The organism is Skermanella rosea (assembly GCF_016806835.2).
Lineage (GTDB): Bacteria > Pseudomonadota > Alphaproteobacteria > Azospirillales > Azospirillaceae > Skermanella > Skermanella rosea.
The window spans coordinates 1,760,288-1,776,993 of record NZ_CP086111.1 but is presented as its reverse complement, the minus strand read 5'-3'; the positions used below and the strand labels follow the sequence as shown (position 1 = coordinate 1,776,993).

At 67.9% G+C, this 16,706-nt stretch carries 15 protein-coding genes; 3 read left to right on the top strand and 12 right to left on the bottom strand.

What is annotated here, in order from left to right; translation table 11 throughout:
- Position 1: 1 nt before the first annotated feature.
- Both urtE and JL101_RS08155 read left to right on the top strand, forming a co-directional pair.
- A complete protein-coding gene (gene urtE, locus JL101_RS08160) occupies positions 2-697 on the top strand; it encodes an urea ABC transporter ATP-binding subunit UrtE (RefSeq protein ID WP_201072024.1) in 696 nt (231 codons plus the stop codon).
- Positions 698-735: 38 nt separating this feature from the next.
- Positions 736-1,815: an Rpn family recombination-promoting nuclease/putative transposase gene (locus tag JL101_RS08155; RefSeq protein ID WP_203099205.1), complete on the top strand. Its 1,080-nt coding sequence runs from the start codon at positions 736-738 to the stop codon at positions 1,813-1,815.
- A 19-nt stretch (positions 1,816-1,834) separates the two neighbouring features.
- Here JL101_RS08155 and JL101_RS08150 read toward each other — a convergent pair whose 3' ends face one another.
- The 7 genes from JL101_RS08150 to JL101_RS08120 form a co-directional block, all read right to left on the bottom strand.
- Positions 1,835-2,563, bottom strand: a complete 729-nt coding sequence (locus JL101_RS08150; protein ID WP_203099206.1) for a protein phosphatase CheZ — start codon at positions 2,561-2,563, stop codon at positions 1,835-1,837.
- A gap of 183 nt (positions 2,564-2,746) precedes the next feature.
- Entirely contained in the window at positions 2,747-3,907 is a 1,161-nt protein-coding gene (locus tag JL101_RS08145) for a protein phosphatase CheZ (protein ID WP_228435350.1), read from the bottom strand.
- A 35-nt stretch (positions 3,908-3,942) separates the two neighbouring features.
- Complete coding sequence (locus JL101_RS08140; protein WP_037452520.1) at positions 3,943-4,308, bottom strand: chemotaxis response regulator CheY; 366 nt, start codon at positions 4,306-4,308, stop codon at positions 3,943-3,945.
- 275 nt (positions 4,309-4,583) lie between these two features.
- Positions 4,584-6,413 (bottom strand): aminopeptidase P family protein, encoded by a 1,830-nt coding sequence (locus tag JL101_RS08135; RefSeq protein WP_228435477.1) that lies wholly within the window; start codon positions 6,411-6,413, stop codon positions 4,584-4,586.
- A 337-nt stretch (positions 6,414-6,750) separates the two neighbouring features.
- Complete coding sequence (locus JL101_RS08130; RefSeq protein WP_203099207.1) at positions 6,751-7,626, bottom strand: 50S ribosomal protein L11 methyltransferase; 876 nt, start codon at positions 7,624-7,626, stop codon at positions 6,751-6,753.
- 99 nt (positions 7,627-7,725) lie between these two features.
- Positions 7,726-8,934 carry a hypothetical protein gene (locus JL101_RS08125; RefSeq protein WP_203099208.1) on the bottom strand — a complete coding sequence of 403 codons (1,209 nt, stop codon included), beginning with the start codon at positions 8,932-8,934 and terminating at the stop codon, positions 7,726-7,728.
- A gap of 125 nt (positions 8,935-9,059) precedes the next feature.
- Entirely contained in the window at positions 9,060-11,399 is a 2,340-nt protein-coding gene (locus JL101_RS08120; RefSeq protein ID WP_203099209.1) for a UvrD-helicase domain-containing protein, read from the bottom strand.
- A 176-nt stretch (positions 11,400-11,575) separates the two neighbouring features.
- On the opposite strand from JL101_RS08120, the gene JL101_RS08115 reads away from it, so the two are divergent.
- Entirely contained in the window at positions 11,576-11,932 is a 357-nt protein-coding gene (locus JL101_RS08115) for a hypothetical protein (RefSeq protein ID WP_203099210.1), read from the top strand.
- Positions 11,933-11,963: 31 nt separating this feature from the next.
- On the opposite strand, the gene JL101_RS08110 is transcribed toward JL101_RS08115, so the two are convergent.
- From JL101_RS08110 to JL101_RS08090, 5 genes are all read right to left on the bottom strand, one after another.
- Positions 11,964-12,998, bottom strand: a complete 1,035-nt coding sequence (locus JL101_RS08110) for a diguanylate cyclase (RefSeq protein WP_203099211.1) — start codon at positions 12,996-12,998, stop codon at positions 11,964-11,966.
- A gap of 100 nt (positions 12,999-13,098) precedes the next feature.
- Entirely contained in the window at positions 13,099-13,596 is a 498-nt protein-coding gene (locus tag JL101_RS08105; protein WP_203099212.1) for a pentapeptide repeat-containing protein, read from the bottom strand.
- 71 nt (positions 13,597-13,667) lie between these two features.
- Complete coding sequence (locus JL101_RS08100) at positions 13,668-14,168, bottom strand: thioesterase family protein (protein WP_203099213.1); 501 nt, start codon at positions 14,166-14,168, stop codon at positions 13,668-13,670.
- A 106-nt stretch (positions 14,169-14,274) separates the two neighbouring features.
- Positions 14,275-15,390, bottom strand: a complete 1,116-nt coding sequence (locus JL101_RS08095) for a sulfotransferase family protein (RefSeq protein WP_203099214.1) — start codon at positions 15,388-15,390, stop codon at positions 14,275-14,277.
- A gap of 103 nt (positions 15,391-15,493) precedes the next feature.
- The gene (locus JL101_RS08090; RefSeq protein WP_203099215.1) at positions 15,494-16,606 is read right to left on the bottom strand and encodes an alkene reductase; all 1,113 of its coding nucleotides are present in this window, start codon (positions 16,604-16,606) and stop codon (positions 15,494-15,496) included.
- Positions 16,607-16,706 lie beyond the last annotated feature (100 nt).

Below are 16,706 nucleotides of genomic sequence, written 5' to 3'. Positions count from 1 at the left end.
CATGCTGACCGTCGAAGACGTGGACCTCTATTACGGTGCCAGCCATATCCTGCGCCGGGTCGGGCTGAACGCTCCGAAGGGCGCGGTCACCTGCCTGCTCGGGCGCAACGGCGTGGGCAAGACCAGCCTGCTGCGCGCAGTGCTGGGGCTGGAGCCGATCCGCCATGGCCGTATCCTGTGGGAGGGCCAGGACATCGCCCGCCTGTCGCCTCACGACCGCGCCCGGCGCGGCATCGCCTATGTGCCGCAGGGCCGCGAGATCTTTCCGCGGCTGTCCGTGCTGGAAAACCTCCAGACCGGCTTCGCTCCCCTGCCCCGCAAGGACCGCACGATCCCGGACGAGATCTTCGAGCTGTTCCCCGTGCTCAAGACCATGCTGAACCGGCGCGGCGGCGACCTGTCCGGCGGGCAGCAGCAGCAGCTCGCCATCGCCCGCGCCCTGGTCACCCGCCCGCGCCTGATGATCCTGGACGAGCCGACCGAAGGCATCCAGCCCTCCATCATCAAGCTGATCGAGGCGGTGATCCGCAAGCTGGGCGACCGCGGCGACATGGCGATCCTGCTGGTCGAACAGTATTTCGAGTTCGCCCGCGACCTCGCCGACCACTTCGCCGTGATGGACCGCGGCGAGGTGGTGCTGGCCGGCCCGAAAGCCGGCATGGTGGAAACTGAAGTGAGGCGGTACCTGACGGTGTGAAGATGCCGCAGGGCGGGAGGCCGGGCCGGATGCGCGGCATGCTTGCGGATCGGCCGCCGCTGCGCGTATGGGAAGCATTCTTTCGCATACGGCGGCAACCACCCCATGTCACCCCGCATCATCCGGCGTCACGACCGTTCTTCAAGCTCCTGCTCGACCAGCCGGGCGCCGCCGGCGCATTGCTGAAGGAACGGCTGCCGGCCGAGGTCGCCGACCGGCTCGGGCCGGAAGCGCCGGAGTTGGTGAACACTTCGTTCGTCGATGGCGAACTGCGGGAGTATCGCACCGACCGTCTCTACCGGGTCCGCACCCGGGACGGCCGGCACGCCTTCATCTTCGTTCTGGTCGAGCACAAGTCCTCTCCCGACCCCGGCATCGGTCTGCAACTCCTGATCTACATGGTACGGATCTGGGAATGGTGGCTGCGGCACGAGGAAGGGACGTCGGAAGGCGGGCACCGGCGTCTGCCGCTGATCATGCCGCTGGTGGTCTATCACGGACGGTCCGAGTGGCAGGTGCCGCTCAGCTTCGCCGACGCACTCGACTTCGACGACGAGGCGTTGCGGCCGCATGTGTTGGACTTCCGCTACTCGCTGGCCGACCTGGGCCGGATCGACGACGCCGTCCTGTCGCGCCAGAAGGCGTTGCGGATAGGATTGCTGATCCTGAAACATGGCGACGCCGGCGGCGACCTGCGGACCAAGCTGCTGACGCTCGGCCGCGCGGCGGCGGCCCTCAGCGTCGATGACTTGATAACCCTCGTGCGCTACATTGTCGCCGAGCCCAACGAGATACCGCCGGGGCTGCTGAGCGAGGTGCTCGGAGAGATCCTGCCGGGCCAGGAGGAGAGGGTCATGTCGATCGCGTCGGAACAGTGGATGGCAGAAGGCATCCAAATCGGCAAAGTCCAGGGCAAAGCGGAAGGAAAGGCGGAGGGCAAAGCCGAGGGTAAGGCCGAGATCCTGATGCGCCAGCTTCGCCGCCGCTTTGGAACCGTGCCGGAGACTACTCTCCAGCGCGTGCTCCGGGCATCCGACGACGATCTGAACATGTGGGCCGACCGCATCCTTGACGCGCAGACCCTCGAATCGGTCTTCGCGCCGCGCAGGAACAACTGAGGGGCGACTGCTCCCAGGGTCAACCGAACAGCGCGTCGATGTCGGCCTGACTGATCATGCCCTTGTTGGGATCGACCTTGTTCGGGCCGTGGAGTTCCAGGTCGCCGTCCTTGGCGGCGATGCCGGGGGGCAGCGGCATGGTTTCGAACTCGCGCTTGTGCCAGACGCCCATCATGGCATCCACCCGCTCCTCGATGAAGGAGAGTGCGCGGACCACCTTGGTGATGCGCTGCCCCGTCAGATCCTGGAAGTTGCAGGCTTCGAAGATCCGGACGATCATCTCGTTCATGTCGTTGACGCGGCTCGACTGGTAGCCGTCGGGCAGCTGCGCCCTCAGTTCCTGGACGATCTCCTCGATCTCCTCCGTGCAGGAGATGATCGTGTTGGTCGCCGCCTCCGTGGCGCTCACCACGGCGCTCAGCTCTTCGGACGCCTGCTGGAACTTGTCCTCGCTGGCCAGTGGATGGCGCAGCGCCGCCATTTCCGCCTTGGTCGCCTTGATCCGACCGGAAATGTCGGCGATCTCGACCTGGATCTGCTCGATGTCGGTCCGGTCGCTGCTCATGAACCGGTCGAATTTGGCATGAAGCTCCGCGATCGATCGAAGAACGGGAGTGTGATCGACCTCGACGGAGATCGGGCCCGCGGGAGCCCCCGCGTCCGACGACAGACCGGCGATCAGGCCCGCGGGTTCGGCCTGCGGGGCGCCGGGTGCCGCGGCCCGCCGGGCTTGCTGCAATTCCGCCATGAAAGGCTTCCGCGCGCTCCGCCCGGTAGTCTCGACCATCATCCCCTGCCCCTTCTGCCATTTCGGCGGCCCTCGGCTTGATACCGGGACCGTGATTTGCCTCGTACGCGGGTCAGGTTACCCGCATTTCGTTAAAATCGTTTGAACTCGCACAAACCAGTATGTTCGCTTCGTCAAGCGCTCTCAGCCGAACAAGGCGTCGATCGCGGACTGGTCCAGCGCCGCCTTCGGCGCGGGTGCGGCGGCCGGGGGCGGTGGAGACGGCGGTGGGGGTGCTGGCGGCGGCGGAGGTGCTGGCGGCGGAGGGGCCGGAGGTGCCGGCGGAGGCGCCGCGACGACCGGCGGCTCCGGTGCCGGAGGTGGTTTGGGTACCGGAGGCGGAGCCGGCGGTTTGGGTGCCGGGGGCGGAGCCGGCGGGACGGCCGCCTTTTCGACGGGCGGCGGGGGGGCCGGCTTGGCTGCGGCCTTCGGCTTCGGTGGAGCCTTCTCCGCCTTGCGCGCAGCCTTCGGCGGAGCCGGAGCCGCGACGGCGGGAGGGGCCGGCGGATGCGCGGGCGTTGGCGTCACCGGAACCGGAGGTGGCGGCGGAACCGGGGCTGCCGCCTTGGCGGGCTTCGGCGGCGGGGCCGGTGCCGGCGGTGGATCGGCGAAGAGGGCATCCACGTCCGACTGGCTGACTCCCTGGCCGTCCAGGGCCGGGCCGTTCAGCAGGTGCGCATCGGGTCGCTTGTCGATGAAGACGTCGGGGACCTCGTCGGCGGGCTTCACGCCCTCCACGCCCCAGATCGCGATCATCGCGTTGACGCGCTGCTCGATGTAGCGCAAGGCGTTCACCACCTTGCTCGTGCGCTGCCCGGTCAGGTCCTGGAAGGAGCAGGCGGTGAAGATGTTCATCACCTCCGACTCGACTTCGGTGCAGAGATCGGGGTCGGCCTCGCCCTTGCGAAGCTTGGCGCCCAGGTCCATCAGGCGTTCGGCGGAATTGAGGATGTCGAACGACGCCCGCTCGGTCGCCGAGACGATGGCGTCCAGTTCGTTCGTCGCCGAAAGGATCTTGTTGTTGCCGCTGTCCGGGGGCTGGAGTGCCGCGACTTCGCGGCGGGCCTTCTCGATCGAGCCGGCCATCTCCAGCAGTTCGCGCCGCAGGACCTCGAGATGCGACGCTCCGCCGGAGATCGGAGCTCCCTGCGTCAGCAGGCACCGCATCTGTTCGAGCATGATCCGGATATCATCCGCCACGCCGCCCTGAGCACGCTGGGCGTAGCGCCGCAGAAAGGCACGGCCCTTCGCGGTGCGCGCGACGGTATCCTCGATATGCTCGAACTCGTCTTCGGTGAGCTGCAACAGCCTGTCCACCACCGCCCCCGTACCCGTGCCCGTCACCCACCGATGACGGACTGGATCTTCTGCTTCAGCGTGTCGGCGTTGAAAGGCTTGACGATGTAGTTGTTGACGCCGGCTTCCTTGGCGGCAACGACGTTCTCGGTCTTGCTTTCGGCGGTGACCATGATGAAGGGCGTGCCGTTCAGCTTGTTGTCGGCGCGGATCTCCTTGAGAAGCTGAAGACCCGTCATCGGCTCCATGTTCCAGTCGGAGATCACCAGGCCGAACTTGCTCTCGCGCAGCTTGGCGAGCGCGGTGACGCCGTCGCCAGCTTCCTCGATATCGGAATAACCGATCTGAGTCAGCAGGTTACGGACGATACGCCGCATGGTTGCATAATCATCGACCACAAGGATCTTCATGGTGTGCTCCAAAATACATCCGTTGACGATGGCCGTGCCACGCGATCCGTCCGGTCGCCGCGACCCGCCCATTCCATCAGCAGCGCCCGGACTCCGCCGATCCGGACGCCGCCATTCGAAGAACTCGCGGCAGCATGCGACCCGACGGCTACGGCCGAATGCTGCAGCGTCCACCATGCTGTGCGAGCGTAAATATTGCGTTTAAACCGGCGCGCATATGCCCATTCGCCGACCCGGCCCGCATACCGGGACCTGTTCCGGCGAAGCGCCGGCGTTCAGGCCATGACCGGATCGGTCGCTTGGATCAGCCAGGCGGCGGTCGCGGGGTCAAGCTGCGGCACCAGGGCCTCGCGGACGCGGGCGTGATAGGCATTGAGCCACGCGATCTCCGCCGAGGTCAGCAGGGCCGGCTCGACCAGTGCCAGGTCGATCGGGGCCAGGGTCAGCGTCTCGAACGACAGCATGGGCCGCTCCGAGCCTTCCAGGTCCGCGCAGGGCTGGACCGCGACGAGGTTCTCGATCCTGATGCCGTAGGCGCCGGTCCGGTAATAGCCGGGCTCGTTGGACAGGATCATGCCCGGCTCCAGCGCGACCGTGTTGCCGACCTTCGAGATCCGCTGCGGCCCCTCGTGGACGCTGAGATAGCTTCCGACGCCGTGGCCGGTGCCATGGTCGAAATCCAGGCCTTTCTGCCACAGGGCGTGGCGGGCGAGGCTGTCCAGCTGGGACCCGGTCGTGCCCTTGGGGAAGCGGGCCGTCGCGATGGCGATGTGCCCCTTCAGCACGAGCGTGAAGCGCTCCCGCATCTCGGGAGTCGGCTCGCCGATCGCAACCGTCCGGGTGATGTCGGTGGTGCCGTCCAGGTACTGCGCGCCGCTGTCGATCAGGTACAGGCTGCCGGGGGCGAGGCGCCGCTCGGTCCTGGGGGATACCCTGTAGTGGACGATGGCGCCGTTGGGCCCGTATCCGGAGATGGTTTCGAAGCTGAGGTCGCGGAACAGGTCTCCCCCGCGCCGCAGGTCGAGCAGCTTGGCCGCGGCCGCGATCTCGCCCACCTCGCCCGTGGGACCGGCCGAGGCGAGCCATGCCAGGAAGCGGGTGACCGCGACGGCGTCGCGCGCATGGGCCGCGCGGGCGCCCGCCAGCTCGACCTCGTTCTTGCGCGCCTTCGGCAGCATGACGGGATCGGAGTCGCGCTCCACCTTGGCATTGGCCAGCAGCAGCCGGTCGAAGATCCAGGCGGCGGCGGAGGCCGGATCGACCCTCACCTTCGCGCCGGCCATCCCGCCGAAGCGGTCGAGCGCCGGACCGAACTCGTCCGGCTCGCGGATCGCCACGCGGTTGCCCAGATGCTCCTCGAGGCCGGGCACCAGCTTGCGGCGGTCGACGAAGAGATCCGTGGCGCCCTCGTCGTCGATGATCGCGAAGGACAGCGGGAGCGGCGTGTGCGGGACGTCGCCGCCCCGGATGTTGAGCAGCCAGGCGATCGAGTCGGGCTGCGTCAGCACCGCCGCCGCGTGCCCGGCCTGTTTCAGGGCCATCGCCACGTCGGCCTGCTTTTCCGCCGCCGGCTTGCCGGCGAAACGCAGGTCGTGGGGCACCACGGGAGCGAGGGGCGCCGGCGGCTGGTCGGGCCAGACCGCATCGACGGGGTTGTCCGGGCACGCCAGCAGGTCTCCGCCAACGCGCCCCATCACGGCGCGAAGGCGCTCGACCCAGCCGACCGTGTGCAACCAGGGATCATATCCGAGACGGCCGCCCCGGGCCAGCGCCGCGGCGATCCATTCGGCATGGGGATCCTCGGTCAGGTGCTTGTACTGGAACAGCGCGGGCGAGACCTCCGCCTGGACCTGCAGGGTGTAGCGCCCGTCGACGAAGATGGCGGCCTGGTCGAGCAGCACGACGGCCAGCCCGGCGGATCCGGTGAACCCGGAGATCCAGGCAAGCCGCTCCGCGCGTGCCGGGACATATTCACCTTGGTGCTCGTCCGACCGGGGCACCACGAACCCCGACAGTCCGCGCCTGGACAGCTCGGTCCGCAACGCCGCGACGCGGGCGGCATGGTCGGGGACGGCGACCAGCCGGGAATGCCGTTCCGCCGCCATCGCGGCCCGCAGCGCCCTCAGTTCCGCGACCAGGGCAGCCGGCAGGCGTGCCCCTCCCAGCAGTTCGAGCCAAGCGTCCGGGTCGGTTCCCGCCGGGGCCGCGACGACCCCGGCGACCAGGGCCCTGATATCCGCCGCCGAGCGGCCCAGCCCGGCCTGCTTCAGCAGCCGGTCAAGGGAGCCGTCTCCGCCATACTCGCCCGAAGCCGTCGCGATGCCCTCCACGGGGGAACCTTCCTCTGGTTGCCGAAACTGCCTGCAGTACGGAAGGCTAGAACCCCCTCCCCAGCCGCGCAAGGACGAATACCGGCGTGAAGCGGGACTTCCCGGACGGGCCTCAGCCGCGCAGGACGAGAGTCCGCCACTCGCCGACCGGAATCCGGCCGACCAGCCGCAGTCCCTGGGACCGGTGGGCGGCCAGCACCCAGTTCTCGTGCCGGTCCAGCAATCCCGACAGCACCACGTAGCCGCCGGGCCGGAGGGCGCGGCGCAGGTCCGGTGCCATGCGGGCCAGCGGCCGGGCCAGGATGTTGCTGGCGATCAGGTCGTAGGGCCGGCCCCGCCGGACCGCGTCCACCTTGTAGCCGTTGCCGCCGACCGCCCGGACAAGGGAGGAAACCTGGTTGCGCCGGGCGTTCAGGCGGGTGACGCGCACCGATTCGGCGTCGATGTCGGAAGCCACGACCGGGACATGCCAGAGCTTGGCGATCGCGAGCGCCAGGATTCCCGACCCGCAGCCCATGTCGAGCGCCCGCCGGACCGGGAAACGCCTGGAAAGCCGGTCCAGAGCCACCAGGCAGCCGTAGGTCGTCGCATGCTCGCCGGATCCGAAGGCCGTCGCCGCGTCGACCAGCAGCCCGACGGAGGACGGCGGCACCCCGCCCTCGTGGTGCGAACCGTAGATGAAGCAGCGCCCGGCGCGGATCGGCGGAAAGCTCTTGTACGACCGGGTGAGCCAGTCGAGCTGGGGGACCGGCTCGATCACCATCTCGGGCTCGGCGATTCCCATCGCCTCCGCCAGGACGGCGATCCGCGCCGTCAGCCAGGCCCGGTCGGGCTCCCCGTGGGAGATCGCCTCGACCAGCCAGCTCACCCCCTCCTCGACCTCGAAGGTCGAGACCGAGACCGCATGGTCGCCCACGGCGTCGGCGAAGAAGGCCACCAGGTTTTCGGGCACGGTGAGCGCGATGCGCCAGAGATCGGGAATGGTCATGACACGGAAAACCCGGCGTTGAGGGAAGCCGCGTTTATGGGCGATGGCCGGAGCGGGCGCAAGGCGCCCCGTCCGGCGCCCCCGTCCTTGCCCCCGTGCCTACACGACGTTCGGCTTCCACTTGCCCGGAAGCTGGTCGGCGACCTCGATCATGCCGAGATCGCGAAGGAATGCCTGGCGCTGCCGGACCAGCCGCGCGGATATGGCGGCTTCCGCGGCATCGCCGCCCAGCAGTTCCCCGTCGGGGCCGCGCAGATGCTCGATCACGCTTTCCAGAAGCGCGCCGTCGGCCTCGGGACACTTGCGGTCGAGCGGATGGTCCCGCTTCAGTTCGGACATCAGCCGTTCCAGCAGGACGAGGCGGCAGTTCTCGCCGGCACCGCGCGAGATCAGGGCACCTATCCTGGCCAGGTTGGGACTCAGCTGCTTGGGATCGCTGCGCCCGTGCAGGAAATCGGCCAGGGCGCAGAGCGATTCGGCGAGGTTCGCCCGGGGGCCGATCAGGTCCTTCACCATGTCGGAGGTGACCAGCGCGTCGGCGACGACGCCTTCGAACAGGGTGTTCAGGCCGGGATCCAGATCCTCGGTCATCAGGGTCAGCAGCATCTCCATCTTGCCGCCGACCGAGCCGTAACCCATCAGATGCTGGGCCAGCAGGCACAGCATCGTGAAGGACCAGTTCTCAGGCCCGCTTCGGGCATGGATCCGCCGGCTGACATGGTCGAGGTTGGCGGTCTCGAACCGGGGAAGCCGCCGCCGCTCGGCGTAGAAGTCGCGGGACCGGTTCATCGCCTGGTGGACCAGGCCCTCGACATGCCGGATGCGGTCCTTTGCCGGGATGTTGAATTCGTTCGCCTGCGCCATCGCGACCTGATGGACCGCCGCATGGATCATGTTGCCCGCTTCGGACAGCTTGCGCAGGTAGGTCCAGTTGTGCAGGAGTTCGGACGCGGTGATCTGGTACTTGTCCAGGAACAGGCGGAACAGCCGCCCCATGATCATCCGGCTCTGGAAGCCGTAGATGTCGTCCAGCTGCTCGCAGACCACGGGGCGGTCGATCCGGCCCTTGATCACCATGGCCTTTTCCTTCACCGGCGGCCGGATCTCGTGGAGGATTTCCCGCTTGGTGGTGAAGCCGGACAGCATGGTCCGGTTGCGCACGACCTTGAACTCCTCGATGCCGGGTTCCGACAGGAGGTGGCGGCCGATCGCGACCGCGTCCTCCTCCTCCGGAACGATGCAGTGGATGAGCCAGCGTCCCTCCCGGCAGACCAGGGTTTCATAATTTATCTGGCGATTCTTGATCATCCACCCCGCCCACCAGACATGGTCGGCCGCCGGTACCCGACCGGCAATCCCGATCGGGCCATTGAACAGCGGGTTTGTTTGCGGAAGCGTTAACGGAAGGGCCGCACCTTTCGGCGCCGAACGGCTCAGCCGGCCTTCTCCGCCGGAACGACGAAGCTGTCCAGCACCTTCTTGGTGCCGGCCTGCTCGAAGTCGATCTCCAGCTTGTCGCCGTCGACCGCCTTCACGGTGCCATAGCCGAACTTCTGGTGGAACACCCGCATGCCGCGCTTCAGCGGCTGGTCCGGCCGCTTCCGGGGCGACACCTCGAAGGCGCTGCCCTCGATCACCGGACCCGTGCGGGGACCGGGGGGCTGGCGCTGCGGCCTGGACGCGAAGCCGCCGCCGAAATCCCGGAAACCGCCGCCGAAGCTGCTCCCGAACCCGCCTGCCCCGCCGAAGGTGGGCGCGGGCGCGGCGGACAGGCCGGGTGCGGCATCGGTCTCGATGTGTTGCTCGGGCAGTTCGCCGACGAAGCGCGAGGGGATCGCCGTGACCCAGGAGCCGTGCATCCGCCGGTTGGCGGCATGGCTGACATGGGCGCGCCGCCGCGCGCGGGTCAGCCCGACATAGGCCAGCCTGCGCTCCTCCTCCAGCCCGGCGATGCCGGTATCGTCCATGGAGCGCTGGCTGGGGAACAGGCCGTCCTCCCAGCCGGGCAGGAAGACATAGTCGAACTCCAGCCCCTTGGCGCCGTGCAGGGTCATCACGCTGACCATCTCGGTGCCGCTCGCCTCGGCATTGTCCATCACCAGGCTGACATGCTCCATGAACCCGGCGAGATTCTCGAACTCGCCCATGGCCGCGACCAGTTCCTTCAGGTTCTCCAGCCGGCCCGGCGCCTCCGGCGTCTTGTCCGCCTTCCACATGTCGGTATAGCCCGACTCGTCCAGCACCATCTGGGCCAGGTCGGTGTGCGGCGTATTGGCCCCGAGGGTCCGCCAGCGGTCGAAGTCGGTCATCAGGTTGCGCAGCGTCGTCCGCATCTTCGGCTTCAGCTCGTCGGTCTGGACAAGCTGCCACGTCGCCTCTGTCAGGGGAATGCCGCGGGCGCGGGCGAGCTGGTAGAGCTGCTGGATGGTCGCGGGGCCGACGCCGCGCTTGGGCACGTTGATGATCCGCTCGAACGCCAGATCGTCGTCCGGCTGGACGACGATGCGCAGATAGGCCATCGCGTCGCGGATCTCCTGCCGTTCGTAGAAGCGAGGCCCGCCGATGACGCGGTACGGCAGGCCCAGCGTGATGAAGCGCTCCTCGAATTCGCGGGTCTGGAAGCCGGCGCGGACCAGGACCGCGATCTGGCTCAGCGGCACCTTGGCGCGCTGAAGCGCCTCGATCTCCTCGCCGATCCAGCGGGCCTCCTCCTCGCCGTCCCACAATGCCCTGACCTTGACCCGCTCGCCATGGTCGGACCGCGTCCACAGCGTCTTGCCCAGCCGCCCCTGGTTGTTCGAGATGACGCCTGCCGCCGCGGCAAGGATGTGGCCGGTGGAACGATAGTTCTGCTCCAGCCGGATCACCTTCGCGCCGGGGAAGTCGTTCTCAAACCTTAAGATGTTGCCGACCTCTGCCCCTCTCCAACCATAGATTGATTGATCGTCGTCGCCGACGCAGCAGATGTTCTTGTGCTTCTGGGCCAGCAGCCTCAACCAGAGATATTGGGCAACGTTGGTGTCCTGGTATTCGTCGACCAGCAGGTAGCGGAATCGCTGCTGATAATCGGCCAGCACCTCGGGGTTCGCCTGGAACAGGGTGATGTTGTGCAGCAGCAGGTCGCCGAAATCGCAGGCGTTCAGGCTCTGCAGCCGCTCCTGGTAGGTCCGGTAGAGCTGGACCACGCGGCCGCCCGCCATGTCGCCGCCATCCTGCGGCTTCAGCTTGTCCGGCGTCAGCGCCCGGTCCTTCCACCGCTCGATGACGCCGAGCACGGCGCGGGCCGGCCATTTCTTGTCGTCGATGTTCTCGGCCTTGAGGAGCTGCTTGACCAGCCGGATCTGGTCGTCGCTGTCCAGGATGGTGAAGTTGCTCTTCAGCCCCACCAGCTCGGCGTGGCGGCGCAGGATACGGGCGGCGAGCGCGTGGAAGGTGCCCATCCACCAGCCCTCCGTCGGGGCGCCGATCAGCGCGCCGACCCGCTCGCGCATCTCGCGCGCGGCCTTGTTGGTGAAGGTCACGGCCAGCACCTGGAACGGCGACGCCCGCCGGGTCATCAGCAGGTGGGCCAGCCGGGTCGTCAGGACGCGGGTCTTGCCGGTGCCGGCGCCGGCCAGCACCAGCACGGGGCCGTCCAGCGTCTCGACCGCCTCGCGCTGAACCTCGTTCAGGCCGTCGAAGTAGCGAAAGCGTTGCGCGGCCGGGGCCGTCGCCGGTGAGACCGCCGGAACGGCGTCGTTCAGCGGGTCGTCATAGTGGAATGGATCGGACATGGGCAGGACTATACTCCGCCGGCGGTCCCGAGTTTAAGGACTTGTTGAAGGTTCCTGACATGATCTGGAGCGACCACGATGACAATCGTACGCCGAGCGCTCAAAAGGGGTGGGTTACCCTCGACCGGACCCGGCGGCCCATGTTAGAAGATAGCGATTGTTGACCGGAGTCGCCCATGCCGTCCTTGCGCCTCGATGACGACCATACGATTCAAGCCATCGGGATCCTCGCCGACGTTCTGGATCGTTTCAGCGGGATGACCTCCCTGGAGTGCACGCTGGTTTCCAAGGCGTTGCGCCAGGTCCAGCAGACGCGGTCCCAGATCGGCATGGACTTCGCGTCGCGCGCCTTCGCGACGCTGGAGCCCGACGTGCGGCGCCGGATCGCGGACGACGCCACGGACGCGGCCCTGGAAGCCACCAGCACCATGAAGCTGCCCAAGCTGCGCGCGCCTCGGCCGAGCGCACCTCCGGCGACCGGGCTGCTGGGAGCGATCAACAACCGCGGCGCAAAGCCGCGCAAGCCGGCCTGACCGGCGTCACGCGACTTTCCCGGGATCGGGTCTAGCCGCCCTGCCCCGTATCCCTGTCCCGAGTCCCCGTCGCCACGACCCGGTTGCGCCCGGATTGCTTGGCATCATAGAGCGCGGTGTCGGCCCGCTTGATCAGGTCCGCCGCCGCCTCGTCGCGGGCGAGCTGGGCTACTCCGACCGACAGGGTGATGGTGCCCAGCGTCACGTTCTTCGACCGGTTGACCAGCTTCTTGGAGGCGACGGATTTCCGGATCTGCTCGCCGATCCTGACCGCGTCGGCCACGCGGCTGTCCGGCAGGATCACGGCGAACTCCTCGCCGCCGTAGCGGACCGCCGTGTCGGTCGCCCTGATGGACTCCTTGACCGTCCGCGCGACCAGGGCCAGCACATGGTCCCCGATGGTGTGGCCATGGGCATCGTTGAACTGCTTGAAATGGTCGATATCCGTCATCAGCAGGCTCAGCGGACGGCCGGTCTGGGCCGCCCGGGCCACGGCCTCGGCCAGGGACGCGTCGAACAGACGCCGGTTGAACAGCCCGGTCAGGGAGTCGGTGATCGCTTCCTGGCGGACGACGTCGAGGTTGCGGCGCAGCTCGTCCATCTGGCTGCTGGATGACTGCAATTGGCTGTGCAGCTTGCGGTTATGCTCGGCCATCAGCTGCGTTTCCGCAGCGATCGCATCGACCAATGCGCTGAGCTGCTCCAACTCCCGCACTTCCACGCGCTCGCCGAAATGCTGGAGCGCCTTGCCGTAACGGTCGCTGCCGGCGCCGGACGCGCGCAGCAGGTCCAGCAGATGGCTCAGCGCGCCCTGGATCCGGGCGCCCGCCTCGCGAATGGCCTGCTTTTCGTGGTCCAGGCTGAAGAACCTGTCGTGGAGTTCCGCCATGTGCTCGGCCGTGAGCGCCTGTCCGCCCTCCGCCAGCTTGTCGACGGCGCGGGTCAGGTCGGGCAGATCGCCGCTGTAATAGCTGTACCAGACGGCGAAATGCTGGGGCGTGGGCGGCAGCGATTCGGCAGCCATCCGCGCCATCGCACGATCGGCCCAGTTGCTCGCCTGCTCCATGATGCCGCCATCCCCGCCAGAACCTGAACTTCGGGCGTAGGCTATGACCTAAGGAGTAGGAACTTGCAAGCGTCGATACCATCGCCGGAATCATGCGGCATCAGTTGCATTGCCCGATGGACGGTTCGACGCAGATCCTGCCGTCCACCCAGGTCGCCCCGGTCAGGTCGGCATTGCGGAAATCCGTCCCCTGGAGCCGGGCGCCCGTCAGGTTGACGTTGCGCAGATTGGCATCGATGAACCGGGCGTTGCGCAGGTCGGCGTTCACCAGGGAGGCTCCGGTCAGGACGGCCCGCGTAAGGTCGGCCTCGATCAGCCGGGCCTCGTCCAACGTGGCTCCGGCCAGGTTCGCACTGAAGAACTTGGCGCGATAGGCATCCACGCCGGTCAGGTTGGCATCGCCCAGCTTCGTCCTCGTGAAGCCGGCATCGCGCAGCATGGCACCCTGCAGGTTGACCTTGCGGAGATCCCGGCCGTCCAGATAGCACCGCCGCCAATTGACATCCGGTGCCGCCGGGTCGGTGCAGTCGGCAAAGGCGCTGGAGGTGGAAATGGCGAGGAGGGCTGCCGCGAGCACGGCGGAGATGGTACGCTTCATGATGCCCTAGATAGGTCACACAAACGCGGAAGCCAAACTAATCTCGGATTACGGCGATCGTACGGACGATTTCACCCGGACGGGCGGTCCGGCTTCCACGTCCCGAGGCCGATCACCCGGCCGACCTGCGGCGGCACCGGCATGCCGGACTGGGAGGCCCGCACCTCGTCCAGCAGCAGGCGCGCCGCATCCGGCAGGGGGCATGAACGCCGGGCCCCCAGATCGACATGCATCAGCACCAGTTCGTTGGTGGCCGCCAGCCACCCCTCCGTGCCGTGATGCATGGCGTGCATCAGGTGGACCCGCTTCCCGTCGACGCCGAGGATGCGGGTGGCGAAGGCCAGAGGGTCGCCCTGCCTGACCTCCCGTTCGTAGGTCACGTGCATCTCCAGCACGAAGACCGACCGGTTCTCCGCCTTCACATAGGCCGCACCCAGGCCGGCGTGGTCGAGCAGGCGGTCGGTCGCGTGGTCGAACGCCAGCACGTAGTAGGCGACGTTCATGTGGCCGTTGTAGTCGATCCATTCCGGCCGGACGGTTTCCGAGTGGAGGCGAAGCAGGGGATCGGTCATTGGCGGTCACCCGATGATGTCCAGGGGACAGGACGATAGCGCCGTCCGGCCGGAAATGCGCCTTCTCGTTTGTCCAGGCCATCAGGCATCCAGGCCATCGCCATCCCTATCCGGCAGGCGGCGCGTAGCCCCAGCGGTCGATCAGGGCGCCCCAGTGCCGGCCAACCCGGTCCACCTCGTCGGGCGGGTACCGGTGGCGGTTCTTGGCGTAACCTTGGATACCGTCGAGATAGACCTGGAAATGCCGCTCCGCCTCGGGCCAGCCCGGCAATCCGAGCGTGCGGTAGACCCGCTCCAGTTCCGCGATCGGCTGCCGCTCGAAATCCTCGAAGCGGATCTCGGCGTAATGTGTTTCCGGCAAGGCCGCGGCGTCGGCCAGCAGCCTGTCCATCAGCCGCGGATAGAGGTCCAGCACGATCCGGTCCAGGTCCACTCGGGACGGGTCCTGCAGCGCGAAACTGCTCAAAAGCGTGGCGAAGGTCCGGCGCGTCGAAGGATAGACCACGAACGGATTGCGGTGGATATGGATGAACTTGGCCTCCGGCCACATCGCGCGGAGCAGCGGGATGCGGGCGGAGTGCACCGGGTTCTTCAGCAGCAGCGGAAGGCCCGGCCGGATCAGCGAGACCTTGTCCAGGAAATATCCGAAGGCGGCGCGCCACTGCGCGATCTCCTCATCCGTGCAGCCGTCGAAGAAGATGCCGCGGTTGAAATGCTCCTCGAAACGGCTGGGGAAGAACAGGCCGTGGTAGTAGGAGACGCTGGTCATCAGGGCCAGCGGCAGTTCGTCTTCCTGCGGCGAGTCGGGTGTCACGGGGATGTTGTCGATCAGCCGGTCGCTCGGCAGATGTTCTTCCAGGATCGTCCGGATCGGGCCGGTGATGCCCAGGAAATCCCACGGCAGCGCGGCGGCGAAGGGCGGCACCCAGCCCCATTGCGGCGACCGGCTGAGGACGTTGTAGAGGTGGGTGGTGCCGCTGCGCCAGTGCCCGACGATGAAGACCGGCGGCGCCATCGGCGGGGCCTCGGCCAGACGCCGCCGCACCCGCCTCTTCTCCAACGCCACGAAGGGCCGGCGGTAGGTGGCGCCGATCCGCGTCGCCCAGACGGCGGCCCGGCGCTCGGGCGCTATCGGTCCGTTGGCCGACAGCGCCCATCGGAGAGTGGCGCGGTCGGCGCCGACCAGGGGATGAAACCAGCGGGGTGGAGCAGTTCCGGCCATTTCGGTCCTTGACGACGAGTCTTGCCTGATCCAGGCACTCGGCCTGGATCAGAAGAACCGCCGGAACCGCCCCGGAGTTGCGTTCGCGCTCCTCGGTCCGCGCTCAGGCGTCCGCGAGCGCCGGATAGTCGATATAGCCGCGCGCGTCGCCGCCATAGAAGGTCGGACGGTCGTAGCGGTTGAGCGGGGCGCCGCGCCGCAGCCGTTCGACCAGGTCCGGGTTGGCGACGAACAGGCGGCCGAACGCCACCAGGTCGGCCTTGCCCTCCGCGACGGCCTGGGGCGCCGTCTCCCGCGTGAAGCCGCCGGCCGCGATGATGGTGCCGCCGAAGCTCTTCTTGAACCGCGACGAGGCGTCCGGCGCCTCGGGGTCGAGAGCGTTGGTGTCGCTGTTCTGGTCGGCCCGCGGCTCCACCAGGTGCAGGTAGGCCAGGCCCCGCGTGCCCAGTTCCGTCGTGACGTGGTCGAACAGGGCGCCCGGGTCCTCGTCGCTCATGTCGTTGAAGCGGCCCCAGGGGGACAGCCGCACGCCGACGCGGTCGGAGCTCCAGGCGGCGCCCACGGCGTCGACGATCTCCAGCAGCAGGCGGGCGCGGTTCCCGATGGAGCCGCCATAGCGGTCCTTGCGGCGGTTGGTGCCGGTCTGGAGGAACTGGTCGATCAGGTAGCCGTTGGCCGAATGGATCTCGATGCCGTCGAAGCCGGCTTCCCGGGCATTGACCGCGGCGCGGCGGAAATCATCCACGATGCCGGGGAGTTCGTCCTCGCGGAGCGCCCTGGGCGTCTCGAAGGCGACCGGCTCGAAGGTCCTGGTCATGTGCGTCCCGGCGGCGGCGACCGCCGACGGGGCCACCGGCAGGGCACCGCCCGGCTGCATGGACGAGTGCGAGATCCGGCCGGTGTGCCAGACCTGGAGGAAGATCACGCCGCCCTTGGCATGCACGGCATCGGTCACCAGACGCCAGCCCTGCACCTGCTCGGCCGAGTAGATGCCGGGAGCGCCGGGATAGCCCCGGGCCTGTTCCGACACGTCGGTCGCCTCGGCGATGATCAGGCCGCCCTGGGTGGCCCGCTGCGCATAGTACTGGGCGTTCATCGGCTGCGGCACGTCGCCCGGCTGGCGCGACCGCATGCGGGTCAGCGGCGGCATGACGATGCGGTGGGACAGGCTGACGGCACCGACACGGACCGGCGTGAAGAGGGACTCGACTGACATGCTTGGATTCCCTGAGGCAAAGAAGTTCGTCACGTCACATGGCACTGTGGCGGAATCCGTTGTACCACCCTATTCTGACAAACCGGTTTATCGGAATACG

Coding starts and splice junctions, on each gene's coding strand:
- urtE (WP_201072024.1), top strand. CDS start 2: ATGCTGACCGTCGAAGACGTGGACCTCTATTACGGTGCCAGCCATATC.
- JL101_RS08155 (WP_203099205.1), top strand. CDS start 736: ATGCTTGCGGATCGGCCGCCGCTGCGCGTATGGGAAGCATTCTTTCGC.
- JL101_RS08150 (WP_203099206.1), bottom strand. CDS start 2,563: ATGGCGGAATTGCAGCAAGCCCGGCGGGCCGCGGCACCCGGCGCCCCG.
- JL101_RS08140 (WP_037452520.1), bottom strand. CDS start 4,308: ATGAAGATCCTTGTGGTCGATGATTATGCAACCATGCGGCGTATCGTC.
- JL101_RS08135 (WP_228435477.1), bottom strand. CDS start 6,413: ATGGCGGCGGAACGGCATTCCCGGCTGGTCGCCGTCCCCGACCATGCC.
- JL101_RS08130 (WP_203099207.1), bottom strand. CDS start 7,626: ATGACCATTCCCGATCTCTGGCGCATCGCGCTCACCGTGCCCGAAAAC.
- JL101_RS08125 (WP_203099208.1), bottom strand. CDS start 8,934: ATGATCAAGAATCGCCAGATAAATTATGAAACCCTGGTCTGCCGGGAG.
- JL101_RS08120 (WP_203099209.1), bottom strand. CDS start 11,399: ATGTCCGATCCATTCCACTATGACGACCCGCTGAACGACGCCGTTCCG.
- JL101_RS08115 (WP_203099210.1), top strand. CDS start 11,576: ATGCCGTCCTTGCGCCTCGATGACGACCATACGATTCAAGCCATCGGG.
- JL101_RS08110 (WP_203099211.1), bottom strand. CDS start 12,998: ATGGAGCAGGCGAGCAACTGGGCCGATCGTGCGATGGCGCGGATGGCT.
- JL101_RS08105 (WP_203099212.1), bottom strand. CDS start 13,596: ATGAAGCGTACCATCTCCGCCGTGCTCGCGGCAGCCCTCCTCGCCATT.
- JL101_RS08100 (WP_203099213.1), bottom strand. CDS start 14,168: ATGACCGATCCCCTGCTTCGCCTCCACTCGGAAACCGTCCGGCCGGAA.
- JL101_RS08095 (WP_203099214.1), bottom strand. CDS start 15,390: ATGGCCGGAACTGCTCCACCCCGCTGGTTTCATCCCCTGGTCGGCGCC.
- JL101_RS08090 (WP_203099215.1), bottom strand. CDS start 16,606: ATGTCAGTCGAGTCCCTCTTCACGCCGGTCCGTGTCGGTGCCGTCAGC.